General features: G+C 68.5%; 23 protein-coding genes. 8 read left to right on the top strand and 15 right to left on the bottom strand.

From position 1 onward, the window contains the following. Positions 1-168 precede the first annotated feature (168 nt). The gene (locus A3OK_RS0111480) at positions 169-1,446 is read left to right on the top strand and encodes an FAD-dependent monooxygenase (protein ID WP_026597172.1); all 1,278 of its coding nucleotides are present in this window, start codon (positions 169-171) and stop codon (positions 1,444-1,446) included. 12 nt (positions 1,447-1,458) lie between these two features. Here A3OK_RS0111480 and ppa read toward each other — a convergent pair whose 3' ends face one another. The 3 genes from ppa to A3OK_RS0111495 all read right to left on the bottom strand — a co-directional run bounded on the left by ppa (position 1,459) and on the right by A3OK_RS0111495 (position 3,214). Continuing rightward, complete coding sequence (gene ppa / locus A3OK_RS0111485; RefSeq protein WP_019905012.1) at positions 1,459-1,995, bottom strand: inorganic diphosphatase; 537 nt, start codon at positions 1,993-1,995, stop codon at positions 1,459-1,461. 213 nt (positions 1,996-2,208) lie between these two features. Beyond that, positions 2,209-2,550 (bottom strand): hypothetical protein, encoded by a 342-nt coding sequence (locus A3OK_RS0111490; RefSeq protein WP_019905013.1) that lies wholly within the window; start codon positions 2,548-2,550, stop codon positions 2,209-2,211. A 157-nt stretch (positions 2,551-2,707) separates the two neighbouring features. Continuing rightward, entirely contained in the window at positions 2,708-3,214 is a 507-nt protein-coding gene (locus A3OK_RS0111495) for a GNAT family N-acetyltransferase (RefSeq protein WP_019905014.1), read from the bottom strand. A gap of 206 nt (positions 3,215-3,420) precedes the next feature. Here A3OK_RS0111495 and A3OK_RS0111500 point away from each other — a divergent pair, with 206 nt between their 5' ends. Further along, positions 3,421-4,146 carry a tyrosine-protein phosphatase gene (locus tag A3OK_RS0111500; protein ID WP_019905015.1) on the top strand — a complete coding sequence of 242 codons (726 nt, stop codon included), beginning with the start codon at positions 3,421-3,423 and terminating at the stop codon, positions 4,144-4,146. 4 nt (positions 4,147-4,150) lie between these two features. On the opposite strand, the gene A3OK_RS0111505 is transcribed toward A3OK_RS0111500, so the two are convergent. Together A3OK_RS0111505 and A3OK_RS0111510 are read right to left on the bottom strand one after the other, a co-directional pair. Continuing rightward, complete coding sequence (locus A3OK_RS0111505) at positions 4,151-5,023, bottom strand: prephenate dehydratase (protein ID WP_019905016.1); 873 nt, start codon at positions 5,021-5,023, stop codon at positions 4,151-4,153. A 20-nt stretch (positions 5,024-5,043) separates the two neighbouring features. Further along, the gene (locus tag A3OK_RS0111510) at positions 5,044-5,787 is read right to left on the bottom strand and encodes a 3-deoxy-manno-octulosonate cytidylyltransferase (RefSeq protein WP_019905017.1); all 744 of its coding nucleotides are present in this window, start codon (positions 5,785-5,787) and stop codon (positions 5,044-5,046) included. A gap of 241 nt (positions 5,788-6,028) precedes the next feature. Between A3OK_RS0111510 and A3OK_RS24725 the strand changes: the two genes are divergently transcribed. The 6 genes from A3OK_RS24725 (at position 6,029) to A3OK_RS22710 (ending at position 14,054) form a co-directional block, all read left to right on the top strand. Next, positions 6,029-6,853 (top strand): c-type cytochrome, encoded by an 825-nt coding sequence (locus A3OK_RS24725; protein ID WP_019905018.1) that lies wholly within the window; start codon positions 6,029-6,031, stop codon positions 6,851-6,853. Between the two features lie 413 nt (positions 6,854-7,266). Next, positions 7,267-8,532, top strand: coding sequence for an alpha-hydroxy acid oxidase (locus A3OK_RS0111520; protein ID WP_026597173.1), 1,266 nt, complete (start codon positions 7,267-7,269; stop codon positions 8,530-8,532). Between the two features lie 151 nt (positions 8,533-8,683). Beyond that, entirely contained in the window at positions 8,684-10,552 is a 1,869-nt protein-coding gene (locus tag A3OK_RS0111525) for an extracellular solute-binding protein (RefSeq protein ID WP_019905020.1), read from the top strand. Further along, positions 10,549-12,411, top strand: coding sequence for an extracellular solute-binding protein (locus A3OK_RS0111530; RefSeq protein ID WP_019905021.1), 1,863 nt, complete (start codon positions 10,549-10,551; stop codon positions 12,409-12,411). The genes A3OK_RS0111525 and A3OK_RS0111530 overlap by 4 nt, the downstream gene beginning before the upstream one ends. 9 nt (positions 12,412-12,420) lie before the next feature. Then, entirely contained in the window at positions 12,421-13,527 is a 1,107-nt protein-coding gene (locus A3OK_RS0111535; RefSeq protein ID WP_019905022.1) for a microcin C ABC transporter permease YejB, read from the top strand. After that, on the top strand, positions 13,524-14,054 hold the full coding sequence (locus A3OK_RS22710) for an N-acetyltransferase (protein WP_019905023.1): 531 nt from the start codon (positions 13,524-13,526) through the stop codon (positions 14,052-14,054). Before A3OK_RS0111535 ends, A3OK_RS22710 begins: the two co-directional genes overlap by 4 nt. Positions 14,055-14,351: 297 nt before the next feature. On the opposite strand, the gene A3OK_RS0111545 is transcribed toward A3OK_RS22710, so the two are convergent. From A3OK_RS0111545 to nrdR, 10 genes are all read right to left on the bottom strand, one after another. After that, positions 14,352-16,436, bottom strand: a complete 2,085-nt coding sequence (locus A3OK_RS0111545) for a membrane protein (RefSeq protein WP_019905024.1) — start codon at positions 16,434-16,436, stop codon at positions 14,352-14,354. 109 nt (positions 16,437-16,545) lie between these two features. Beyond that, positions 16,546-19,371, bottom strand: a complete 2,826-nt coding sequence (locus A3OK_RS0111550) for a DUF4159 domain-containing protein (RefSeq protein WP_019905025.1) — start codon at positions 19,369-19,371, stop codon at positions 16,546-16,548. A gap of 10 nt (positions 19,372-19,381) precedes the next feature. Beyond that, positions 19,382-20,296 (bottom strand): DUF58 domain-containing protein, encoded by a 915-nt coding sequence (locus A3OK_RS0111555; protein ID WP_019905026.1) that lies wholly within the window; start codon positions 20,294-20,296, stop codon positions 19,382-19,384. A 4-nt stretch (positions 20,297-20,300) separates the two neighbouring features. Further along, the gene (locus A3OK_RS0111560; protein WP_019905027.1) at positions 20,301-21,311 is read right to left on the bottom strand and encodes a MoxR family ATPase; all 1,011 of its coding nucleotides are present in this window, start codon (positions 21,309-21,311) and stop codon (positions 20,301-20,303) included. 221 nt (positions 21,312-21,532) lie between these two features. Continuing rightward, positions 21,533-22,528 (bottom strand): thiamine-phosphate kinase, encoded by a 996-nt coding sequence (gene thiL / locus A3OK_RS0111565; protein ID WP_019905028.1) that lies wholly within the window; start codon positions 22,526-22,528, stop codon positions 21,533-21,535. Between the two features lie 8 nt (positions 22,529-22,536). After that, entirely contained in the window at positions 22,537-23,016 is a 480-nt protein-coding gene (gene nusB / locus A3OK_RS0111570) for a transcription antitermination factor NusB (RefSeq protein WP_019905029.1), read from the bottom strand. Between the two features lie 7 nt (positions 23,017-23,023). After that, entirely contained in the window at positions 23,024-23,533 is a 510-nt protein-coding gene (gene ribH / locus A3OK_RS0111575; RefSeq protein ID WP_019905030.1) for a 6,7-dimethyl-8-ribityllumazine synthase, read from the bottom strand. A 192-nt stretch (positions 23,534-23,725) separates the two neighbouring features. Continuing rightward, positions 23,726-24,361 carry a riboflavin synthase gene (locus A3OK_RS0111580; RefSeq protein WP_019905031.1) on the bottom strand — a complete coding sequence of 212 codons (636 nt, stop codon included), beginning with the start codon at positions 24,359-24,361 and terminating at the stop codon, positions 23,726-23,728. Further along, the gene (ribD, locus tag A3OK_RS0111585; protein ID WP_036302253.1) at positions 24,362-25,492 is read right to left on the bottom strand and encodes a bifunctional diaminohydroxyphosphoribosylaminopyrimidine deaminase/5-amino-6-(5-phosphoribosylamino)uracil reductase RibD; all 1,131 of its coding nucleotides are present in this window, start codon (positions 25,490-25,492) and stop codon (positions 24,362-24,364) included. Next, a complete protein-coding gene (nrdR, locus tag A3OK_RS0111590) occupies positions 25,489-26,064 on the bottom strand; it encodes a transcriptional regulator NrdR (protein WP_026597174.1) in 576 nt (191 codons plus the stop codon). The genes ribD and nrdR overlap by 4 nt, the downstream gene beginning before the upstream one ends. Positions 26,065-26,180 lie beyond the last annotated feature (116 nt).

Below are 26,180 nucleotides of genomic sequence, written 5' to 3' on the forward strand. Positions count from 1 at the left end.
ATCGCCATAGCTCGCTCGGGAAGGCAAGGCTCGTGCGCCGAATCCGGACGATCCGCAGTCACGATCGCACGCCGACTTTCCCACTCATGCGTTGCCTCAGGCGGCGCGGGGTGCCACTCCGATTCCCGAGCGACCGAAGCCGACGCAGATGGGTACGAGGTGAAGAGCATGGGCCGATCGACGCAAGGATTGGCGCGCCGCAAGGTGGTCGTCGCCGGCGGCGGCATTCCCGGTCTCAGCCTGGCGCTGGCTCTGCGCCGGACCCATGGCGATGCCCTGGACGTGACCGTCTGTGATCCGGGACTCGATACGGCCGCCATGCGCCATCGCGGGCGAGCCTTCGCCGTGGCCGCCGGGGGCCGGCGGATGCTGGCGTGCCTCGGGATCTGGAGCGAGGTGGCCCATGCGGCGGAGCCGATCCTCGACATGGCGATCAGCGACAGCCGGGTGAAGGACCCGGTCCGTCCCGTCTTCCTGACGTTCGGGCAGGATGGGGCGGCCGAAGGCGACGGGCCTCTGTCGGGCGAGCCCTTCGCACATATGGTCGAGGCCGAATTCCTGGTGGGCGCCCTGCTTTCGGCATCGACGGCCTGCGGCGTCGCCCTCGAACCGGTCGGCATCCGCCACGCGCAGGCGAGCGGGGGCAGCATCGCCATGTCCCTTTCCGACGGACGCGAGACGAGCGCGAGCCTCCTCGTGGCCGCGGATGGTGCGCGGTCGCGCCTGCGCGAGGCCGCCGGGATCGGATGGGTCGGTCGCTCCTATCCCCAGAGGGGTATCGTCGCCACGATCGGGCATGAACGTCCGCATGGCGGCCGGGCCTATGAGCACTTCCTGCCGAGCGGCCCCTTCGCGATCCTGCCTCTCGTCGATGGCGGCACCCTGGGGCACCGCTCCTCCATCGTCTGGACGGAGAGGGAGGCGGATGTCGAGGCGCTGATCGGCGGAAGCCGGGAGGACACGCTGAGCGAGATCGAGCGTCGGTTCGGGCTCAATCTCGGCCGCCTCGTCATCGAGGACGGGCCGAGCGCCCATCCGCTCTCCCTCGGCATCGCGCGAAGCTTCCGGGGCGAGCGTCTCGCCCTGCTCGGCGATGCGGCGCACGTCATCCATCCCATCGCCGGCCAGGGTCTCAACCTCGGACTCGCCGATGCCGCCGCTTTGGCGGAAGAGATCACCGAGGCCCTGCGTCTCGGTCTCGATCCTGGATCGAAGGATGTGCTCCGGCGCTACGAGCGAAGCCGCCGCTTTGATACGCTCGCCATGGCGGCCGCGACCGACGGATTGAACCGTCTGTTCTCGAACGATCTGCTGCCGGTGCGGCTCGTGCGCGATCTCGGTCTCGGGCTCGTCGACAAGCTGCCCGGCTTGAAGTCGCTCTTCATCGGCGAGGCCTCCGCCTCGCGAGGGGCCTCGCCCAGACTGATGCGGGGCGAGGCCTTGTGACGGAACTTAGTCTCAGGCCTTCTCGGCCTTGGCGCGCTCGATGCCTTCGTGGATCAGGCGGTGCGCCTCGGCCTTGTCGCCCCAGCGCTTGATCTTCACCCACTTGCCGGGCTCCAGATCCTTGTAGTGCTCGAAGAAGTGTTGGATCTGCTGGACCGTGATGTCCGGCAGGTCGGTGTAATTCTCGATCCGGTCGTAGCGCATGGTGAGGTGACGGGACGGCACCGCGATGATCTTCTCGTCCTCGCCGGCATTGTCCTCCATCACCAGGACGCCGACCGGGCGCACGCTGATGATCGCACCCGGAGCGATGGCGCGCGTATTGGCCACGAGAACGTCGCAGGGATCGCCGTCACCCGACAGGGTGTGGGGGATGAATCCGTAATTCCCCGGATAATGCATCGCGGTATAGAGGAAGCGGTCGACGACGAGGGCGCCGGATTCCTTGTCCATCTCGTACTTGATCGGATCGCCGCCGATCGGCACCTCGATGATGACGTTGACGTCTTCCGGCGGGTTTTTTCCAATCGAGACGGAATCGATGATCATGGGGTCCTCTCCGGGCCTGCAACAACTCTGAGCGCTGTTTCGGCGTCTCTTAAATCCCTTCCGACATAAAGGAAATCGACCTTAGTACGATGCGCCGAGCTTTTGCGGGAACCGTAACCGGGGCGACATGGTCCCGGTTGCAAAGCCATGGTCCCGGTTGCAAAGCATGGAATCCGTCGCACCGTTCGGTCGATCGGGGGCCCGTGGGCCGCATCAGGATTTCCCGTCGCGCGCGCCGAACCAGCGGTTCCAGACGCCCTCGCACCAGCGAGCGGATCGTTCGAGCGGAATCTTGAGCGCCGGCACGTCCTGGCTGAGTAGTGCCAGACCGACCGGCAGCATCCACAAACCGAGCACCGGCAGGATCGAGAAGATCCCTCCGAGAATGAACAGGATCGCCGCGCCGATCCGGACCCAGCGGCGGGAGGGCACCCGCAACCAGTCGATCGCATGGCGCAACTTATCGGGGAGCTTCTCGGTGAGGCGCGTGACGCGATCGTCCCAGTCCTGCGCCGTGCAATCCTGGCGAGACGCGTCCTGCTGGCTGGCGGTCATTGTGTTCCTTGATCCGGAAGGAGGGAGCGGCGGCGCGGTCCCACCATATGGGAACGGCCGGCTCCGACCATCGGATCAACGAACTGCCCCGCTGCCGGGGTTCCATGAAGAGCGAGAGCCCGGACGCGCGGATGTCGGTCCGCTCGCCCGCGATGACTCACTCGAAGCGGTAGGCCACCTTGGGAAGGACAGCGCCGGCCATGCGGTCGACGGCCTCCGCCACCCGCTTGCCGCCGAGACCGGCATAGAAGTCGCAGGCCCGCTCGTTTCCCGCCAGGGTCCAGACACCGATCCGCGTCAGGCCGTGATCGGCGAGATCGTTGCGGATCGCCCGGAACAGCCGTCGCCCGAGACCGAGCCCCTGATAGGCGGGAAGGATGTAGAGCTCGTCGACCTCGCCGGAGGCCTTGAGCGCGCTTCCCCGAGCCTGCCCGTAGATCGCGTATCCCACCACTTCCTCGCCGGTCTCGACGACGACCAGGGGACGATTGCGCTGGGCCGCGCCGAGCCACCATTGCGAGGAGCGTTGGGAGATCATCCGCTCCAGCGAGAGGCCGGGGATGATGCCGCGATACGCTTCCCTCCACGATTCGTCGAAGACGTCACTCAACCGATCGGCGTCTCCCGAACGGGCGCGGCGGATGCTGGTGGTGCTCGTTCTCATGACTGTCCCTACGCTCGTTGGAAACGGGAACGATCTCGCATCGAAATGCACGATGCAGGCATGATGAAGGCAAGCCGGATGCCGAGTTTCGCCACGGGAGTTTCGAAAGCTCGGTATGGGTCCATTTGGCATCATAGGTTTGCCCGACGCCGCTCCGGCTGTTAGAGCCGCAACTCCCTCCCCTCGACCGGTCCTTGCCGCCACCCGTGTTCAACAGATTCATCAAGCCCGAGATCCGCTATGCCCGGCGCATGGCGCGGATCGCCCGCTTCGAGCAGCCGATCGCCGGCCGGGGCGCGCGCATGCGGGCCTGGGCCAACATGCTGCTGGTGGATCACGGCGTTTTCCGTCTCGCCTATCTCAACCGGCACAAGATCGGCACCGGCAAGATCTGGCGCTCGGCCCAGCCGACGCCGCACCAGCTGGCCTGGTTCCGGCGCCAGGGCGTGCGTACGGTGATCTCCCTCCGCGGCGGCCGAGAGCACGGTTCCTGGCCGCTCCAGCGCGAAGCCTGCGCGCAGCAGGGGCTGGAACTGGTGGAATTCGTGCTGCGCTCACGCGAGGCACCGTCGAAGGAGACGATCCTCGGCGCCAAGGCCTTCTTCGACAGCGTCCAGTATCCCGCGATGATGCATTGCAAGTCGGGGGCCGACCGCGCCGGCCTGGGCGCCGCGCTCTACCTCATCCTGCACGAGCGCGTGCCGGTCTCCGAGGCGATGGGGCAGCTCTCGGCCCGCTACGGCCATTTCCGCTTCGCCAAGACCGGGATCCTCGACGCGTTCTTCGACCTCTACCTGCGGGAGGGCGAGGCCAGGGGGATGGATTTCCTGACCTGGGTCGAGACGGTCTACGAACCTGAAGCCCTGAAGCGCGACTTCCGGCCGGGTTTCTGGTCGGACCTCTTGGTCGATCGGGTGATCAAGCGGGAATAGCCCCCTACTCCGCCGCCAGCCGCGTCGTCTCGCGGAAGGGATGGGCGGGATAGGTGCCGATGATGCGCAGCTCGCGCGAGAAATAAGCGAGTTCCTCGAGCGCGCGGGCGAGGCCCGGATCCTCGGGGTGGCCGTCGACCTCGGCATAGAACTGCGTCGCCGAGAACTGGCCCTCGACCATGTAGCTCTCGAGCTTCGACATGTTGACGCCGTTGGTGGCAAAGCCCCCGAGCGCCTTGTAGAGCGCCGCAGGGATGTTGCGGACGCGGAAGATGAAGCTCGTCACCGTGGGGCCGGAATCCTGCGGGACGACCGCTTCCTTCTCGGAGAACACCACGAAGCGGGTGGTGTTGTGGCTCTCGTCCTCGACGTCGCGGGCGAGGATGTCGAGCCCGTAGACACCGGCGGCCATGGCCGGAGCCAGGGCGCCGCGGCTCGGATCGCCCACCTCCGCGACCTCGCGCGCCGCGCCCGCCGTATCGCCTGCCACCACGGCCTTGAGCCCGAGCCGCCGGATGATCTTGCGGCACTGGCCGAGGGCATGGACGTGGCTGTGCACCGTCCTGATCGCTTCGATCGGCGTGCCGGGAAGCGCCATCAGCTGAAAATGGATCGGCAGGAAGTGCTCGGCCACGATGTGCAGGCCGGATGTCGGGATGAGATGATGGATGTCGGCGACACGGCCGGCGATGGAATTCTCGATCGGGATCATCGCCAGGGCGGCGCGGCCGTCATTCACCGCCGCGAAGGCCTCCTCGAACGAGGCGCAGGGCAGCGGTGTCCAGTCCGGATAGGCCTGGGCACAGATGATGTGCGAGTTCGCGCCGGGCTCACCCTGGTAGGAGATCGTGGTGCTGGGATCAGGCGTGATGGACATGGTCGCGATGACTCGGTTCGTCAGTTGAGGCGCCGGGCCTGGAGCACGGCCCGCGCCCGCTCCAGGTCGGCGGGGGTGTCGACGCCGAGCGGCAGGTCGTCGACGATCATGGCGTCGATGCGCATACCGGCTTCCAGCGCCCGGAGCTGTTCGAGTTTCTCACGGGTCTCGAGTTCACCCGGCTTCATGGCCATGAAGCGCGTGAGCGCGCGGCGGCGATAGGCGTAGAGCCCGATATGATGGAACAGCGGCCCCTCGCCCCAGGGCGCCTCAGCCCGGGTGAAATAGAGCGCGCGCAGGCGGTTCGGCCCGACATGATGGCCGACGAGTTTCACCACGTTGGGGTCGCGCCGCTCCTCGTCGCGGGTGATGACGGCGCAGAGGGTGGCGATATCCACGGCGCGATCGGCGAGCGGCAGGATCGCTGCGCCGATGACGGCCGGATCGATCGTGGGCAGGTCGCCCTGCAGGTTGACCACGACGTCGTGATTGCCCTGCGGATCGATGATCTCGAGGGCCTCGGCCAGGCGGTCGGATCCCGAGGGGTGGTCGGCCCGGGTGAGGACGGCGAGGCCGCCGACCCGCTCCACCGCATCGACGATCTCGGAGGAATCGGTGGCCACGATGACGGGGCCGATGCCGGCCTCCACGGCGCGGCGCCAGACATGCACGATCATCGGCTCGCCGGCGATGTCGGCCATCGGCTTGTCGGGCAGCCGCGTGGCCGCCATGCGTGCGGGGATCAGGACGAGGGGATCTGACATCGACCGGCGGATTTCTCCAGCGAGGGGGCGGATTAGCAGGGCCGATCCCGGTTGTCATCGTCACCCGGATGCCGCGATCGATGACAGCTTTGGCGCTGCGACTACGCGGCTCGTCACTCCGCCATTGTCAAGGTCGGCCCAGTACCGCTATTCACCCTCGAACATTTCCAGAGTCCGGGGCATCCGCTCGCCGGGCCTCGCCTGACGCCGCAACCGGCGGACGCCCCCGGAGTTGTCGAGAATGGACTCTTTCGAGCTGAACAAGGTCGCGGGCGCCGTACTCGGCACCCTCCTTCTCGCCCTGGGTTCGGGATTCGTCGCCGAGTTGATCTACAGTCCGAAGCCGGCGGGTAGTGCCGGCTACGCGCTGCCCGAGCCTCAGCCCGAGGCGGCCGGCGGCGCGGGTCCCGCGGCGGCCAAGGCGGAGCCGCTTCCGGTTCGCCTCGCCAGTGCCAGCGTCGAGAAGGGCACGAGTGCCGCCAAGAAATGCGCCGCCTGCCACAGCTTCGAGAAGGGCGGACCGAACAAGGTCGGCCCGCATCTCTGGGGCGTCGTCGACCGTCAGCGCGCGCATGAGAGCGGCTTCGAGTATTCCGCTGCCCTGAAGGAAAAGGGCGGCACCTGGACTTACGACGAACTCGACCACTTCCTCGCCAATCCGAAAGCCTACGTGCCCGGCACGAAGATGGCCTTCGCGGGGATTCAGGCGCCGCAGGAGCGCGCCGACGTGATCACCTATCTGCGCTCGCTCGCGGACACGCCCGCTGCCCTCCCGGCAGTGGAGAAGGCTGCGGCCGAGGAGAAGCCTGCGGACGCCAAATCTGCCGATGGCAAGCCCGCGGAAGCCAAGCCTACGGACGCCAAGCCTGCCGAAGCCAAGCCCGCGGATACCAAGCCCGCGGATACCAAGCCCGCGGAAGCCAAGCCCGCCGAAGCCAAGCCCGCCGAAGCCAAGCCCGCCGAAGCCAAGCCCGCCGAAGCAAAGCCGACTGACGAGAAGCCAGCGGACCAGAAGGCGTCCGACGAGAAGCCGGCTGACGCACCGCCGGAGAAGCCCGCGCAGTAGCGGCCAAGACGGCCGGAAATTCTCTTTTCAGAATCGTCGAACAGGCCGGGCATGTCCCGGCCTGTTGCGTTTTGGCGGGCGGATTGACCCAGCATCGGCGATGTTGCGGTGCCACACAGGGCCCGATTCGCCTCATCCGGCGATGCAACGAGCGGTGCGGATCGCGCCATCGTGAACGCTTGGATGCGACCTGATGCTACCAACTCTACCGACTGAGCAGCGTCTGGAGGTCGCATTTTGAACGAAATACTGCAGATTCCCGAGAGGCGATGCTCACGCTTGCAAATATCGATTCTGGAATTAGAATTATAACAGTTGTTGCGCTGCACAATCGAAATGGTGCAGGTAGTCGTGTCATTTCAAAGCAAATTAGAGCAGGGCGAATGTCGAACGGCGTTGCTGGAAAGCATGTAGTGGACGAACAAACCTCGATCCACCGGCGGAAGCTATTGGAGTTCTTTTCCGCCAGCCCGTTGCTCGCCCCGAGCGCGGCCCGCGCACTTGCGGGCATCGCGGCTCTCGGCACGACCGAGGCGGTCGCCCAGAGCTACGACGTGCTGCGCCAGGCGCCCGTCATGAACGGCGATCTCATCGCCTCCCCCGCCCAGGCCCTGAACGTGTTCGATTTCGAACCGGTGGCCAAGAAGGAACTGCCGCCCGCGCATTACGGCTACCTCGCCAGCGGCGTCGATGCCGACAAGACGCTCAAGGCCAACCGCGACGATTTCGACAAGATCCACGTTCGCGCCCGCCGCCTGATCGACGTGCGCAAGATCGACACCACGGTGAAGATCCTCGGCGAGACCTGGGCGAGCCCGATCGCGCTGGCCCCGGTGAGCAGCGTCGGTGCCTTCCATCCGGAGGCCGAGGCTGCGGCCGCGCGGGCCTGCAAGGTGAAGGGTCACCAGATGATCCTGTCGACGGTGGGCAGCACCTCGATCGAGGACGTCATCAAGGAGCGCGGCGCGCCCGTCTGGTACATGCTCTACCCGACCGACGATTGGTCGGTGACCGAGAAGCTGGTGAAGCGCGCCGAGGCCGCCGGGGCTCCGGCCATCGTCCTCACCGTCGATCGCCAGGGCGGCCGCAACACCGAGACACTGTTCCGCGAGCGTCGCACCGACACCCGCACCTGCACCGATTGCCACACGCCGGGCTTCAAGAACGAAGTCAGCCGCAAGCCGATGTTCGACGAGATCGACGTGTCGAAGGTGACGAACCTCTACGGCACCGGCATGACCTGGGATTACGTGAAGCGCCTGCGCGGCATCGTGAAGGGCAAGCTCGTCCTCAAGGGCATCATGACCCAGGAAGACGCCAAGATCGCCCTGACCCACGGGGTCGATGCACTCATCGTCTCCAACCATGGCGGCCGCGCCGAGGAGAGCCTGCAATCGACGATCGGCGCCCTGCCGGAAGTCGTCGCCGCCGTGAATGGCAAGATTCCGGTCCTCATCGACGGAGGCTTCCGCCGTGGCACCGACGTGCTGAAGGCCCTGGCGCTGGGCGCCAGCGCCGTCTGCGTCGGCCGTCCCTATATCTGGGGTCTGGCCGCCTTCGGCCAGCCGGGCGTCGAGATGGTTCTCACCCTGATGCAGCGTGAGTTCGAGACCATCATGCGTCAGGTCGGGGCCACCAAGATCTCCGAGATCGACGGGAAGTGCGTCCAGACCGTCTGAGGTCATTCGCGATACCGATCCCTCCGGCGCGTTGAACCGACGCGCCGGAGGCTTGCCCGCTTGGCGTGGCCTGTCCCGACGTCCTAGAAGGACTTCCCGCCCGCGCCCTCGATGGCATGGGCCACGGAATACGGGAGACCGTCGCCTCGTGATGCGAACAGCCCTGATCGGACGCCTTTTCGCCGCCTCCCTCGCATTGGCCAGCTTCGTCGGTGACGCGCGGGCCGCCGCAAAAGACGAAGGCTGGGCCCATGCCCTGACCCTGATGGGCGAGCCGAAATATCCGGCCGATTTCAAGCAGTTCGATTACGCGGACCCGAAGGCGCCGAAGGGCGGCCTCGTCCGCCTCGGAGCCCAGGGCGGCTTCGACAATTTCAACCTCGTCGTGTCGGGCCTGAAGGGCGATCTCGAGAGCGGGATCGCGCAGATCTACGATACGCTCATGACGGAATCCTCCGACGAGCCGTTCACCTCCTACGGACTCCTCGCCGAGGGGGTGAAGCTCGCCGACGACCTCTCCTCCGTCACCTACCGCCTGCGTGAGAATGCCCGCTGGCACGACGGCACGCCGATCACGCCCGAGGACGTGGTCTGGTCCTTCGAGACGCTGAAGGCCAACAGCCCGTTCTATTCGGCCTATTATCAGACCGTGACGAAGGGCGAGATTTCCGGCCCGCGCGATGTCACCTTCACCTTCGCCGAGAAGGGCAATCGGGAATTGCCGCAGGTGCTCGGTCAGCTCCGCGTGCTGCCCAAGCATTGGTGGACGGCCAAGGATGCCGAGGGCCGCCCGCGCGACGTCACCCAGACCACGCTCGAGATCCCCCTCGGCTCCGGCCCCTATCGCCTCGCCAAGTTCGAGCCGGGTCGCAGCGCAACCTACGAGCGCGTCGCCGATTATTGGGGCGCCAACCTCCCGGTGAATGTCGGCCGCAACAATTTCGGCACGATGCGGAACGAGTATTTTCGCGATTCCACGGTGCTGATCGAGGCCCTGAAGGGCGACCTGTTCGATTTCCGCGCGGAGAACATCGCCCGCAACTGGGCGACCGCCTACGACGACTTCCCCGCCGTGAAGGAGGGCCGCCTCGTCAAGGAGGAATTCCCCGATCGCGGCAACGGCAACATGCAGGCCTTCGTCTTCAACACCCGCAAGGCGAAGTTCGCCGACGAGCGGGTGAGGCGCGCGTTCAACCTCGCCATGAATTTCGAGGAGATGAACCGCTCGCTGTTCTTCGGCCTCTACAAGCGCATCGATTCCTATTATTTCGGCTCGGAACTCGCCTCCTCCGGCCTGCCGCAAGGGGAGGAGCTGGCGATCCTGGAGGGCGTGAAGGACAAGGTCCCGCCCTCCGTCTTCACGACGCCCTACACCAACCCGGTGAACGGCACGCCGGATGCGGTGCGCGGCAACCTGCGCGAGGCGGTGCGCCTGCTCAAGGAGGCCGGCTACGAGCTGCGCGACGGCCGGATGACCAACGTGAAGACCGGCGAGCCGCTCACCGTCGAGTTCCTCGAATTCCAGAGCGTGTTCGAGCGGGTGATCCTGCCGTTCTCGGCCCAGCTCAAGCTCATCGGAATTCAAACTACTTTGCGCGTCATCGATCAGGCGCAGTACCAGAACCGGCTGCGTGCCTTCGATTTCGACGTGACCACGAGCTCCTGGGGCCAGTCGCTCTCGCCCGGCAACGAGCAGCGCGAATATTGGGGCTCGGCCTCCGCCGACAAGCCCGGGTCGCGCAACCTGATCGGGATCAAGGACCCGGCCATCGACACGCTGGTCGAGAAGGTGATCTACGCGCGTGACCGCCCCGGCGTACTCGCCGCGACCCATGCCCTCGACCGGGTGTTGCTGTCCCACAATTTCGTGGTGCCGCAATGGGCCTCGAACGTGTCGAGGACGCTGCGCTGGAACCGGTTCTCGCATCCGGCGACCCTGCCGCTCTACGGCAGTTCCGGCTTCCCGACCACGTGGTGGTACGATGAGGCGCTCGCGGCCAAGACCGGGGCGCCGCGGTGAGTGGCGCGCCGACGCGCCGGGACTTCGTCGTCGGTGCCGGCGTTCTCGGTGTCGCCACCGTCCTGCCAGGGCCGGCACGCGCAGCCCCGGCCGGGCCAAGCCACGGCATGTCGAGTTTCGGCGAGCTGAAATACCCGGTCGATCTCCGGCATTTCGACTATGTCGATCCGGCGGCCCCACGCGGCGGCCGGTTTACCGCGCAGCTCTCATCGACGCTCGGCAACCAGGCCAACGACACGTTCAACACCCTCAACATCTACGTCCTGCGTGGCGACGGCGCCGCCGGCATGAACCTCACTTTCGATTCGCTGATGGTGCGGGCGCTGGACGAGCCGGATGCGCTCTACGGCCTCGTCGCCCGCAACGTGGAAGCGAGCGAGGACGGCCTCACCTACCGCTTTGCGCTTCGACCCCAGGCGCGGTTCCACGACGGCTCGCGCCTCACCGCCGCCGATGTCGCCTTCTCGCTGATGCTCCTGAAGGAGAAGGGGCATCCCGAGATCTCGCAGGTCATCCGGGACATGGCGGAGGCCGTCGCCGAGGGTGACGAGACCGTGGTCGTGCGCTTCGACAAGGGCCGCAGCCGCGACCTGCCCCTGTTCGTCGCGACGCTGCCGATCTTCTCGAAGGCCTATCAGGCCGGCCGCGACTTCGAGGCCTCCACCCTGGAGCCGCCGATGGGGTCCGGTCCCTACAAGGTCGGGCGCCTGGAGGCCGGCCGTTTCATCGAGCTCGAACGGGTCGCGGATTACTGGGCCGCCGACTTGCCGGTGATGATCGGCCACAACAATTTCGATCAGATCCGTTACGAGTATTTCCGCGATCGTCAGGTGGCCTTCGAGGCGTTCAAGAGCGGCATCTTCACCTTCCGCGAGGAGTTCACCGCCCGCGTCTGGGCGACGGGCTACGACTTCCCAGCCTTCCGCGAGGGCCGGGTGCGCAAGGAGGTGGTGCCGGATGCGCGCCCCTCGGGCACGCAGGGCTGGTGGATCAATACGAGGCGCGAGGCCTTCGCCGACCGCCGCGTGCGCGAGGCGATCGGCCTGTGTTTCGATTTTCCCTGGGCGAACAAGAACCTGATGTTCGGCGCCTATATCCGCACCGCCTCGTTCTTCGAGAATTCCGACCTCAAGGCCACCGGCAAACCCTCGCCGGACGAGCTCGCCCTCCTCGACCCGATGCGCGCCGACCTCCCCGACGAGGTCTTCGCGGAGGCGTGGCAGCCGGCCCATTCCGACGGGTCCGGCCAGGACCGGGCGCTGCTCAGCCGGGCCGTGGCGCTCCTGCGCGAGGCGGGCTGCACCCGCGACGGCGGCACCATCAAGCTGCCGAACGGCAAGCCGCTGGAGATCGAGTTCCTCGATGCGGACCCCGGCCTTGAGCCACACACCCAGTCCTTCATCCGCAATCTCGGCCTGATCGGGATCAAGGCCGGCATCCGTCGCGTCGACGCGTCCCAGTATCAGGCGCGGCTCAAGGATTTCGATTTCGACGTCACCTCGCGCCGCTACGGCAGCGGGCCGACCCCCGGCCCGGAACTGCGGCAGGTCTACGGATCGGCAAGTGCCGCGACGCCGGGCTCGGACAATCTCGCCGGGGTGTCGAACGCGACGGTGGACGCGCTGATCGGCAAAGTGCTCGACGCGACCTCGCGGACCGATCTCACCACCGCCGCGCGTGCCCTCGACCGTGTGCTACGGTCGGGCCGCTACTGGATTCCGATGTGGTACAAGGCGGATCACCGGCTCGCCCTGTGGGACGTCTACGACCATCCCGTGCCGGGGCCGGCCTACGATCTCGGCGCGCCGTCGATCTGGTGGCACGATGCCGACAAGGCCCGGCGCATCGGCAGGAATTGAGGACCAGACGTGCTCGCCTACATCCTGCGCCGCATCGCCCTCATGGTCCCGACGATCTTCGGGATCATGCTCATCACCTTCGTGATCGTGCAATTCGCGCCCGGCGGCCCGGTGGAGCGCGTGCTGGCGCAGCTGCAGGGACAGGGCGAGGGCAGCCTGTCGCGGGTCACGGGAGGTGCCGGCGATCTCGGCGGAGGCGGGCGCAGCGCCGGCGGCGGTTCGGAGGCGAGTTCCCGCTATCGTGGCGCGCAGGGGCTCGACCCGGCCTTCATCAAGAAGCTGGAACAGCAATTCGGCTTCGACAAGCCGGCGCCCGAGCGCTTCGCCAAGATGCTCTGGGATTACGCGACCTTCGATTTCGGCAAGAGCTACTTCCGCGATGTCTCGGTGCTGCAGCTGATCCGCGAGCGGCTGCCGGTCTCGATCTCGCTCGGCCTGTGGATGACGCTCCTGTCCTATGCGATCTCGATTCCGCTCGGCATCCGCAAGGCGGTGAAGGACGGATCGCGCTTCGACCTGTGGACCTCGAGCATCGTCATCATCGGCTACGCCATCCCGAGCTTCCTGTTCGGCATCGCCCTCATCATCCTGTTCGCGGGCGGCTCGTTCCTGCAGATCTTCCCGATCCGGGGGCTCACCAGCGAAGGCTTCGACAGCTTCACCCTCTGGGGCAAGATCGTCGATTACGCCTGGCACATGACGTTGCCGCTCACCGCCCTGGTGCTCGGTGCCTTCGCCACCTCGACGCTGCTCACCAAGAACTCGTTCCTCGACGAGATCCGCAAGCAATACGTGCTGACTGCGCGGATGAAGGGCCTCACCGAGCGACGCGTCCTCTACGGGCACGTCTTCCGCAACGCCATGCTGATCGTGGTGGCGGGCTTTCCCGGCGCCTTCATCTCGGCCTTCTTCGCGGGCTCGCTGCTGATCGAGACGATCTTCTCCCTCGACGGTCTGGGGCTCCTGTCCTTCACCTCCATCGTCGGGCGCGACTACCCGATCGTGTTCGCCACGCTCTACATCTTCTCGCTGATGGGACTGGCGATGAACCTGCTCTCCGACCTGATCTACACCTGGATCGATCCGCGCATCGATTTCTCCGCTCGCGCGACATGACCAGCCTTCCCCTGGTCATCCGGCCCGAACGGCCGGGAGATGTCGACGCCATCGATCGGCTGCATGCCCGCGCCTTCGGGCCGGGGCGCTTCGCCCGCACCGCCTATCGCCTGCGCGAGGGCACCCTGCCGCTGGTCGATCTCTGTTTCACCGCGCTCGTCGGCACCTACCTCGTCGGATCCCTCCGGATCGGCCCGGCGCAAGCCGGCGGTCCGCTTCTCGTGCTGGGACCGCTCACCGTCGATCCGAGCTTCGAGAAGCGCGGCATCGGCGGATCGCTGATGCGGGCGAGCCTCGATGCGGCGCGGGCCGGCGGCCATGGCCTCGTCGTGCTGGTGGGCGACGCGCCGTATTACCGCCGTTTCGGCTTCACCCCGGTGCCGCCCGGCCGGCTGATCCCGCCCGGACCGGTGGACCCGTCGCGCTTCCTCTGGCTCGAACTCCATCCGGGGGCCATCGGGACGGTGTCGGGGATCGTGAGCGCCGACCGTTCGCTCGCCACCCTTGGCGGCGAGGCGCGAGGCTGACCCTTCTCCCTCGTGCGGAAGAGCCGAAGGCGGTTGGATGATCCTCAGAGAGAGAGGGCATCGGAGCTACGCCCTCCAGACCTCTCTCTGCGAGGAGGAGAGGCAGGCGGTCTGCGGTCGGTTGGTGGCATGACCGAACCCAGTGCCGTTTCTGCGACGCGATCCGTTTCCCATCTGCGGAAGAAGGTGGCTCGCAGCCAAGTCGGATGAGGGAAGCCACGGTGCCGAATGTCGCGCTGCCCCTCTCCCGGTCGCTCCGCGACCACCCTCCCCCGCAGAGGGGGGAGGGTCGAGGATCTACGCCGCCCGCCCGCTCCGTCCCTCGACCAGCCACATCGCCAGAACCGCTCCGGCCAGGGCCACCAGAGCCCACAGGCCGAGGGCCAGGGGATAGACCTCGACGCCACGGATGACGGCGCTGTCGCTAGGGCGGAAGCCGATCCAGTCGGCACCGGCGAGGCGCCCGCTGCGCACGGATTGCAGGCGCGGCACCACATTGCTTCCGCCCGCATCGGCGATCCGGCGGATCGACCCGCCCGTGCCTTCGGCCAGGGCCTTCAGGCGCTCGGTATCGCTGAAGACGTCGGTCAGCTCGCGCGGATTGGGCGGCCCCACGCTGACGAAGGCGATGAGCGAGCCGGAGCGCAGGGTGTGCAGCCCCAGTTCGGTCGCCTCGAAGGTGGTGGAGAACAGGCCGGGCTCGCCCTGAGTGAGAGTCAGCGTCCGCTCCGGTCCGGTCGGCCCCTTCACGGTGACGGGCTCGGCGGTCTCGGCCATGGTCTGGCGCTCGACGCGGACCTCGCGGCCATGCCCCGTCGTCTGTGCCCGCAGGGCCTCCTCTTCGAGAGCCGGCTCCTTCATCAGCCAATGACCGAGGCGACGGAGCAGGTCGAGATACGGGCCGCCTTCTTGATAGCCGCGCGCCCAGAGCCAGGCATGGTCCGACAGAAGCAGGGCGACGCGGCCCTTCTCCTCCCGCGACAAAGCGAGGAGCGGCAGCGCGTTCGGCCCCTGGAGGATCGGCTGGATTCCGGCCTTGGTCTGCGCCGAGACGATCCGCAGCCAGTCGCCCCAGGCGGGGGGCGATGCGTCCGAACCCGGCAGCGCGCGGGTGACGGGATGGCGCGTTCCGGTGCCGGTCAGCGTCGCCTTGTAAGGCTGCTCGACCACCCGCCCGTTGGGCTCGCCCGGCAGGATCTGCGCGAGCCGCGTGCGGGCGAGGCTCGCCGACGAGGCGAATTCCGGTCCCGCCGCGATGAGCAGCGCACCGCCATCGCGGACGTAGCGGACGATGTTGTCGAAATAGGCCGAGGGCAGCACGCTCTGGTTGGCGTAGCGGTCGAAGATGATGAGATCGAAATCCTTGATCTTCTGGACGAACAACTCGCGCGTCGGGAAGGCGATGAGCGAGAGTTCGGAGATCGGCGTGCCGTCCTGCTTCTCCGGCGGACGCAGGATGGTGAAGTGGACGAGATCGACGTTGGCGTCCGATTTCAGCAGGTTGCGCCAGGTGCGCTCGCCCTGGTGCGGCTCGCCCGAGACGAGGAGCACGCGCAGCTTCTCGCGGATGCCCTCGATCGGCAGCACCGCGCGGTTGTTGATCGTGGTCAACTCGCCCGGCAGCGGCTCGACCTCGATCTCCACGACGTTGGGGCCGCCATGCTCGATCTTCGTCGTCAGCGAGAACGGCTGGCCGGTGGGGAAGGTGCGGCGTCCGATCTCCTCGCCGTCCCTCCGCACGGTGACGGTGGCGCTGCCGGTGCCGCCGCGCTCCATCACCTCGGCGCGGATGGTGAGATCGCGCCCGACGATGCCGAAGCGCGGCGCCTCGATCAGCTTGATCTGCCGGTCGCGCTCGTCGGGATGTCCGGTGACGAGGACATGGAGCGGCGCCTTGATGCCGAGTGCGGCGACGGAGGCCGGGATGTCGTGGACGACGCCGTCCGTGAGCATCACCACGCCTGCGAGCCGGTCCGGCGGCACGTCGGCGAGGCCCTGGGACAGGGCGGTGAACAGCTTGGTGCCGTCATCGCCGTCCTTGGCGTCGGGCACGTCGATGAAGCGCGGCTCGATATTCGTCAGCGCCCCGAAGCGGCGCTGCAATTCGGCCCGGACGGCGTCGGTCATGGCCGGCCTGTCGCCCAGCGTCTGCGACCCCGAGCGATCGACGACGATGGCGGCGATGTCCTTCACCGGCTCGCGATCCTCGCGCACCAGGGCCGGGTTGGCGATGGCCAGCAGCACCAGACCGAGCGCCAGCGCCCGCAGGATCGCGGTGCGACCGCGCGCGACGAAGGCGAGGACCACGAAGATCGCCACCAGGACGCCGAGGCCGGTGATGACCGGCCAGGGCACCAGGGGTGTGAAACTGAGGCTCAGCATGGGCTAGCCGCCTCCGGCATAGTGATGAAAGGGCAGAACGTCGCCGCCGACATCCCTCCCCCGCAGAGGGGGGAGGGCATGCTTCGCGGGCGCGCCGTCTCGACGGCCATCACTGCCCCAACCGCTCGAGCAGCGCCGGCACGTGGACCTGATCCGCCTTGTAGTTGCCGGTGAGGGTGTAGATCACGAGATTGATGCCGCCGCGGAAGGACATCTCGCGCTGGCGCTGGTCGCCGCCGACGATCGGGTAGAGCGCTTCGCCGCGCTTGCCAACCGCCCAGGCGGCGGCGAGGTCGTTGCCGGTGATGACGATGGGGGAGACACCGTCCCCGGCCCTGGCGGGACGGCGCTCGGCACCGTCTCCGGCTGGCGGCAGGGTCTCGACCCAGGTCTGTCCGGTGGCGTAGCGACCGGGGAAGCTGTCGACGAGATAGAACGCCTTGGTCAGCACGTGGTCCGCGGGAACCGGCTCCAGTTCCGGCACTTCGAGGGTCGACAGCATCTTGCGCAGATAGGCGGCCTCCGGCGTCGGCGGACCGCCCTGGCGCGCGGTCAGCGCGTCGCGGGTGTCGAACAGGACGGTGCCGCCATTGCGCATGAAGGCGTCGATCCGGCGGATCGCGGCCTCGCTCGGCTGCGGGCGGCTGGCGACGATGGGCCAGTAGATGATCGGATAGAACGCAAGCTCGTCCTTGGACGGATCGATGCCGATCGGGTCGCCCGGCTCCAGGGCCGTGCGGCTCGCGAGCATCTGGGTCAGGCCGTTCAGCCCGGCCCGGCTCGCCGTATCGGTCGCCTCGTCCCCGGTGACGATATAGGCGAGGCGGGTGGCAAGCGCCGAGTCGAACGTGTTGGGCCGCGCCACTTCCTGCGCATGCGGGCCGCTGGAGAGCGCCGTCATGCCGAGCCCGGCCAGCACGAGGATGGCAGCCGACCGGCCGGCGAAACGGCCGAACAGGCCGCCGCGCGAACGGTTGAACAGGCCGCCGAGCCACAGACCGGCGAGGGTGTCGAGGATCAGGAGCATCAGGGCCAGCGTAAACAGCGTAGCGCGCAAGTCGAGTGTGTCTCCGCCGGTGAGGGATCCGGTGCGGGCATCGGTCAGCGAAGCCAGGTCGAGAGGCTTCAACCGGTCGTCCGGCCGCAGGGCGTTCACCGCCACGCCGCCATCGGCCGGGCCGTAGAACCCGGCCGGATGCTCGAGGCTCGCGCGCTCGCCGTAATCGGCCGGCACCGCCGTGGCACCGGCGGGCGGGCTGCCCAGCGCTCCGAACCCGTCGAGGGTGAGGCGCGGGGCGAGCACGGCGGCCGCCGGCCGCGCCGCACCCTCGGTTCCGTTCGGCGAGGTGCTCCCCGAGAGGGCGACGACCCGGCGCAGCATGTCGATGAAGAGGCCCGACAGCGGCAGGTTCGACCACGTCGTGTCGGCGGTGACGTGGAACAGGACCACCTGCCCCTGACCGCGCTTCTCGGCGGTGACGATGGGCGTGCCGTCCTGGAGAGAGGCCCAGGTCCGGCCCGGCAGGTCCCCATCCGGCTCCGCCAGGATCTGGCGGCGCACGCCGATATCGGCCGGCGGCACCAGACCGGCGAAGGGGCTCTCCGGCGCGAAGGCGGCCAGGGTCTTGGGGCTGTCCCAGGACAGCGTGCCGCCCAGTGTCCGGCCGCCACGGCGAAGGCGGACGGGGACCAGGGTGTCGTTGCCCGCCGCCAGGCGAGGTCCCGCGAAGCGCAGCAGCAGGCCGCCTTCGTCCACGAACTTCGCTACGCGCCGCATCGTCTGCTCGTCGAGGGCGCCGACATCGGCGAGCACCAGCACCGAGACCTGATTGTCGAGGAGCTGCCCCACCGAATCGGCGACCCCCTTAGCGCCGCGAGCTTCCTGCACGTCGGCGAACGGCGTCAGGGCGCGGGAGAGATAGTAGGTCGGGGCCAAAAGTGGCTGGGCCTGATCGCTGGTGCCGCCGAAGACGAGGCCGACGCGGCGGCGCTTGCCGCGCTCGTCCATCAGCGTCACGGCGCCGGCGGACCGCTCGGCCGCGATCTCCAGCCGGCTGATCCCGTTGCGAAGCTCCACCGGGAGCTCGAACACGATCTTGGCCTCGGTCGCACCATCGGAAAAACGGAAATCGTGCTCGGCGAGGGGGAGGCCCTTCTGATCGAGAGCGCGAACGAGGCCGGAATCGCGGCCATTGGGCGAGGCGCGCAGCACTCGGGCCGTCAGCTTTCCCCCGCTTTCGGCCGCGGACAGCGCGAGCGCCGGAGATTGGTCCGCCCGCAGGATGGTCAGCCGGGCGCCGGCCTTATTGACCGCATCGGACAGGCCCTTCCCGAACGCGTCGGCGCCGGTGCCGGCAATCCCGTCGCTGATCCAGACCACGGCCGATCCGGGGGCGCGGTCTAGGAAGGCGGCGATGGTGGACAGATGCCCGTCGCGGTCGGGCAGATGGGACCTGGGAGCGACGGCCCGGACCCGGTCGAGGGCGGCGGCGGGCGTTCTCGCTTCGAAGGCGGCCGGCGCGTCGGCGAGGGCGATGACCGCCACTGGGCGTCCGTCCCGGGAGGCGGCCTCGATCTCGTCGATGGCGACACGCATCCGCTCGCGCCAATCATGCGCGGCAGCGAACCCGTTATCGAGCATCACGAGAAGCGGCGTCCGTCCCGACGTCGCGCCGATACCGGACGGATTCCAGACCGGGCCGGAGACCGCGAGGATCAGGCAGGCCGCTGCGATCATCCGCAGGATCAGCAGCCAGGGCGGTGTCCGCGCCGGCGTCTCGCGCTTGCCGATGAGGTCGGCCATGATCCGCAGGGGCGGAAACTCGATGCGCTGCGGACGCGGCGGCGTCACGCGCAGGAGGTACCACAGGGCCGGCAGCGCGATCAGCGCAGCGAGGGCCAGGGGGGCGGCGAAGGTCAGGGGCAATCCGAACACGCGATGCTCCTCAACCCGTGCCGCGCGCGGCGGCGACCAGGGTGAGGAGGCGAAGCGCCGCCTCGCTCGCCGGCCGATCGGTGCGGTGGATCGTCAATGTCCAGCCCTGGGCGCGTGCGATCTCGGCGAGGCCGTCGCGGTGGGCGGCGATGCGCGTGCGGTAGGCGGCCCCCCAGGCCGCCGCGTCACCGATATCGAGGCTCTGCCGGGTCTCGGGATCGTGCAGGACGGCCTGACCGGCGAAGGGGAAGGTCTCCTCCACCGGGTCGACCACCATGACGAGATGACCGCGCGTGCCGGACCCGGCGAGGGAGCCCACCGCCTCGCGGAGGTCGCCGAGCGGCGAGAGGAAATCGCCGATGAGGATGGCCTCGTCGAAACGCCCCGGCGCGGCGCGCGGCGGCATGTCTTGTTCGAGCCCGGCTTTGTCCGCCACGAGGGCGTGGGCCATGGTCTCGACGATGCGGCGGGAGGCGGTGGCGCGGGTGAGACCGAGGAGTCCTGCCCGCTCGCCGCCCTCGACCAGGGCATCGGCCACGGCGAGGCCGAGCACGAGCGCGCGTTCCACCTTCGGCCCCTGCCCGAGGCTCGATGAGAACCCCATGGAAGCGGAACGGTCGATCCAGAACCAGATGTTGTGGGTCGCCTCCCATTCACGCTCCCGGACGTAGAGCCGGTCGTCGCGGGCCGAGCGGCGCCAATCGACCCGCGCCGCGGCCTCGCCCGCGACGAAGGGCCGGAACTGCCAGAAGCTCTCCCCCTGCCCCGCCCGGCGGCGGCCATGAAGGCCATGGGCGAGGGTCGAGGAGACGCGGCGCGATTCGAGGATCAGTCGCGGCATCCGTTCGGCGAGGGAGAGCGCACCTTCAGTCTCGTGTCGGCCAGGATTGCGCTGGGTCGCGTCGAGAACCCGGGTCGCGATCATCCGGCTAGAGCTTCGCGGCCAATTGGGCGACGAGACCGGGGATGGTCTCGCCATCGGCGCGCGCCGCAAAGCTGAGCGCCATGCGGTGCTTGAGCACGGGCTCGGCGAGCGCCTTCACGTCGGCGATGGAGGGCGCGACGCGGCCCTCGATCAGCGCGCGGGCGCGCACCGCCAGCGTCAGCGCCTGGCTGGCGCGGGGGCCAGGACCCCAGAGCAGCTTGCCTTTCAGGGAGGGATCGCCCCCTTCCGGGCGGGCCGAGCGGACGAGGTCGAGGATCGCATCCACCACCGCGTCGCCCACGGGCAGGCGCCGGACCAGGCGCTGGGCGGTGAGAAGGGCGTCGGTGGACATCACCGCCTGCGGAGCATGGTCGGCGATGCCGGTGGTCTCGATCAGGATACGGCGCTCGGCGGCGCGATCGGGATAGCCGACGTCGATCTCCAGAAGGAAGCGGTCGAGCTGTGCCTCGGGCAGCGGATAGGTGCCCTCCTGCTCGATCGGATTCTGCGTCGCCAGTACGTGGAACGGGCGCGGCAGGTCGTGGCGCTCGCCGGCCACCGAGACGAAATTCTCCTGCATCGCCTGCAGCAGTGCCGATTGGGTACGCGGGCTGGCGCGATTGATCTCGTCGGCCATCAGCAATTGCGTGAAGACCGGGCCGCGCACGAAGCGGAACGAGCGGCGGCGGTCCTGATCCTCGTCGAGGATCTCGGTGCCGAGAATGTCGGAGGGCATCAGGTCGGGGGTGAACTGCACCCGGCGGGCGTCGAGACCCAGCACGGTGCCGAGCGTCTCCACGAGTTTGGTCTTGGCGAGGCCCGGCAGGCCGACGAGGAGGCCGTGGCCGCCGGCGAGAATGGTGATGAGGGCGAGGTCGACCACCGTCTCCTGGCCAAAGATGACCTTGTGGATCGCCTCGCGCGCCAGTCCCACCTGACCGAGACACGCCTCCGCGGTCGCGACGATACCGTCGTCGAGGGAGGTGGCCGCAGCCGGGGTGGTGCCTGAAGTCATGCGTTGGATCCCGGTTCGCCACGGCGCCCGAAGGACGGGCCGGTGCGGCAAGACAGTGCAGACTAATTGCAGCCTGGGGAGAGAGTGTGGCGTCGTTTGAGGCACGCTGGCAAGGTCGGCGCGACGACGCAGGCGTTTGGCCGGGTTGCTCGTGATGGAAACGGGACCGTCATCGCCCGCTCCCGGACGCGACACGGTTCATCGCGGCGGCGGCCGGTCGCCTAGAAGTGGCTGAAGGATCGCGCTGCGAAGGCATGCTCGCTGCCGTCCGGCCTGCGAAAGGCCGGGGGATCGTCGCCGGCGACGACGGTTCCGATCCGGGCGAGCGGGATATCGGCTGCGTACGCCTCGGCGAGGAGATCCTCGACCCGATCCGGCGCCACGGCACAGAGGATCTCGTAATCGTCACCTCCGGTCAGCGCCGTGTCGAGAAGCCGGGGTTCGCTCGCGATGACGGCGCGGGCGGCATCCGAGAGCGGCACGTCGGACAATCCGATCTCCGCGCTGCGGCCCTCGCCCGCCAGCATCTTCGTCAGATCGCCGGCCAGCCCGTCCGAGACGTCCATGGCGGCTCGCGCATGGCGCCGTAGGATCGGGGCTAGGGCGAGGCGCGGGCGGGGATGGCGGTACCGGTCGATGAGGAAGCCCCGCGCATCCGGGCCGATACGCTCGTCCCATTCCGGCCTGGGGCCGTTCAGGAGCGGCAGGCCGAGGGCTGCGTCACCGATCGTGCCGCTGACGCAGAGGATATCGCCGATCCGCGCCGTCATTCGGCGGACCATGCCGCCGCTCGGCACTTCGCCCAGAGCCGTGACCCCGATGAGGGCCGGTCCGGCCGCGCGGACAGTGTCGCCGCCCAGCAGCGGACATGCGAACGCCGTCGCGGCCTCGCCGAGCCCGGCGGTGAAGCCGGCGAGCCAGTCTTCGGTCCAGTCATCGGGCAGTGCGAGGGTGAGGAGGAAGCCGCGCGGCGTCGCCCCCTTCGCCGCGAGATCGGACAGATTCACCCCGAGGGCCTTGCGCGCGATCGAGGCCGGCGGATCGTCCGGCAGGTAATGCACGCCCGCGACGATGGCGTCGGCGGTCAGGACGAGATCGCAGCCGGGGCTCGGCGTCAGGGTGGCGGCGTCGTCCCGCAACCCGTCGGCGCCGTGTCCGGCCAGCGGCGCGAAATAGCGCGCGATCAGCCCGTCTTCGCTGGAGCGGGCGCCCGGCATCGCTGTCGTCAAGCGCGACCGGAGCCGGGCAGCCCGATAAATTCCGAGCCGCGGACCTCGCGGGCGACCTTGTCGAGGACGGCGTTGACCATGCCCGGCTCGTCGCCGGCATAGAAGCTGTGGGCGACGTCGACATATTCCGAGATCGCGGCACGGGCCGGCACGTCCTTGCGGAACATCAGCTCGTAGGCCCCGGCGCGCAGGATCGCGCGCAACACCGCCTCGATGCGCTTGAGGGGCCAACCCTGGGACAGGGCCTTGTCCAATTGCGGATCGATGGACCGCTGCTCCTCGACCACGCCGCGCAGGAGGTCGCGGAAGAACGCGATCTCGGCGGGAGGCTGCTCGATTCCCTCGATCTCACGGCCGATCCAGAAGGTCTCGAACTCGGCCACCGCCTCGATCACGCCCTTCTCGGAAATTTCCATCTCGTAGAGTGCCTGCACCACGGTGAGGCGTGCGCCGCTGCGCTCGATCGTCTTGGCCATGGGTTGTTCAGTCCTCTCCCACCGGCGCGGCGGCTGCGGCGCGTTTCAGCGCCAGGACGGACAGAGCCGCCTCCGCGGCGCCGGCGCCCTTGTTCATCTCGGAGACGCGGGCACGGGCAAGGGCCTGCTCCATCGTCTCCACCGTCAGGATGCCGTTGCCGAGCGGCAGGCGCCCCATGACGGACAGGTCCATGAGCGCACGCGCGCTCTCGCCGGCGACGATGTCGTAATGGCCCGTCTCGCCGCGAATGACGCAACCGAGGGCGACGGCGGCATCGTAGGGCTGGCCGGCCCGGGCCGCCTCCTCCACGAGGATGGCGATGGCCGACGGAATTTCGAGGGCGCCGGGCACCGTCACCACGACGCCTTCGGCCTCCGCCGCATCGAGCGCCCCCTGGGCGCCGGCAAGGAGTTCATCGGCGATGTCGTCGTAATAGCGGGCTTCCACCACGAGGACGCGCGCGCCCTTGACGTTCGCGGGAGCGGCCGATCGGGCGGCGGGTGGGGTCGAAACCATCGTGGGCCTTGTCTGCGGTGGCGGAGGGCGCAATCGGCCCTGCGCGCGGAAGTCTCGGCGTCGCCACCCAGTGCGACCGGGTTGACCCGGTTCTAAGTCTCGCGACCGGCCGCATCGCAGGCGCTGATCAGCGCCTCGCCCGGCCGGTGGGCGAGCGATAGACCGAAGGGGGCCGCATCACAAGACGGCCTCTCAGACGGGGCGGTTCTCGAAAAGGCGGGCCGCATAGCGGGCGATCAGGTCGACCTCGATGTTGAGCCGGTCGCCCATGCGCCGCTCGCCCCAGGTGGTCACGGCCAGAGTGTGGGGAATGAGCAGGACCGAGAACAGATCGCCGTCGACCGCGTTCACGGTGAGCGAGGTGCCGTCGAGGCAGACCGACCCCTTCTCCGCGATGAAGCGGGACACCGACGACGGTGCGCGCAGGACGAAGCGGTCGCTCGGCGCCCATTGCGGATCGCCGGTCCCGCCCGTCACGCTCTCGCGGGCGACGATCTCCGCGACGCCGTCCACATGCCCGGTGACGAGATGGCCGCCGAGTTCGTCGCCGATCTTGAGCGAGCGTTCGAGGTTCAGCCGCGTGCCCTCGACCCAATTGCCGACATTGGTGCGGGCGAGGGTCTCGGCGGCGGCATCGACGGAGAAGATGCAGCCGTCCTTCGCGGGCTCGATCGCCACGGCGGTGAGGCAGGGGCCGGAACAGGCGATGGAGGCGCCGAGCGCGATGGTGGCGGAATCGTAGGACGAACGGATGCGGATGCGGCGCAGGCGGTCGTCTCCCTCGACGCCGAGGACCGATCCCACATCGCTGACGAGGCCGGTGAACATCTAGACGCTCCGTTCGTAGGTGACGGACAGGTCGGGTCCGAAGGCGCGGGTCTCGCTCACCCTGAAGCCGGGTCCGTGAACGCGGTCGTTCAAGGCCTCGCCGACGGCCGGAAGACCGCCTCCGCTGATGGCACGCGGGCCGGTGATGAGGGTGCAGACATCCACGAGATCGGCCGCCGCCAGCGAATCCGCAAGGTGGGGCCCACCTTCGCAGCACAGGCGCGTGAAGCCCCGCTCGGCCAGATTCGCGAGGGCGGCCGACAGGTCGATCCTGCCATGCGAGCAGGCATCGACCTGGATGGTCTCGACACCGAACGACGCCAGCATGCGCCTGGCATGGATGGGCGCCGACCGGGTCGTCACTACCAGGGTCGGGATATCGCGGGCGCTGCGCACGAGATGGGAGGCGGGCGACAGGCGCAGGGTCGAATCGAGGACGATGCGCACGGGCGAATGCTGCGACAGGCCGGGAAGCCGCACCGTCAGCGAAGGATCGTCGGCGCGCGCGGTGCCGATCCCGACCAGGATCGCGTCGGCGTGGGCGCGCCAGAGATGAACCGCACCATCGGCGATGGGGCCGGTGATGCGCAGGCGCTCGTCGGGCGCGCCGGCCGCGAAGCCGTCCTGCGTCCGGGCGAGCTTGAGATGCAGGCTCGGACGCCCCTTCGTCGCGCGGGTGATGTGGCCGCGATGATCCCGCGCCGCCTCGTCCCGCAGGATGTTCCGCGTCACGGCGAGACCGGCCTCGGTGAGGCGCGCATGGCCCCTCCCCGCGACGCGGGGATCGGGATCTTCGATGGCTGTGACGACCCGCGCGATCCCGGCGGCGATGATGGCATCGACGCAAGGGGGCGTCGCGCCGTGATGCGAGCAGGGTTCGAGGGTGACGTAGAGCGTCGCGCCGCGCGCGGCCTCTCCGGCCATGTCCAGCGCGATCGGTTCGCCATGGGGGCGGCCGCCGGGCGCCGTCACGCCCTGTCCGACGATCCGCTCACTGCCCTCGGGCCCCGCCACCATCACCGCGCCGACGGAGGGGTTGGGCCAGGTGCGCCCAAGGTTACGCCGGCCCAAGGCCAGGGCGAGGCGCATGTAGCGACGATCCGCAGCGCCGCCCGTATCTGAGGCGGTCATGATCGCACCCGTGCCGCGCGCTTCGCCGGTGCCTTCGCGGGCAAGGCGTCACTCGGCGGGGCGTCGTCGAGCGCGTCGTCACCCGGCGGATCGTGGTCGGCGAGCGACGGTGCGACCTCGGACGTGTCCCCGAGGGTGCCGAGCAGGGCCTTGAAGTCGCTGGCCTCGCGAAAATTCTTGTAGACCGAGGCGAAGCGCACGTAGGCGACGTCGTCGAGGCCCTTGAGCCCCTCCATCACCAATTCGCCGATCGCCTCGCTGGCGATCTCGGCCTCGCCGCCGCTCTCCAATTGCCGCGTGATCCCGCTGACCAGACGCTCGATCCGCTCCGGCTCCACCGGGCGCTTGCGCAACGCCACGTCGATGGAACGCTGGAGCTTGTCGCGGTCGAACGGCACGCGCTTGCCCGAGCGCTTGAGCACCGTGAGTTCCCGCAGCTGAACCCGCTCGAACGTCGTGAAGCGACCGCCGCAATCCGGGCAGACCCGCCGCCGCCGGATCGCCGCCGAATCATCGCTGGGGCGGGAATCCTTCACCTGCGTGTCGGGGCCGCCGCAATAGGGACACCTCATCGGGCGGAGACCTGCATGAGTGGGGTTCGGAGGCTAAGAAACGAGAACGGCCGCGGATCGTCGATCCGCGGCCGTCTCTATCATGAGGTCGCCCGCGGGTGCACCCGCAGACGGAG

Source organism: Methylobacterium sp. 77, assembly GCF_000372825.1.
Lineage (GTDB): Bacteria > Pseudomonadota > Alphaproteobacteria > Rhizobiales > Beijerinckiaceae > Methylobacterium.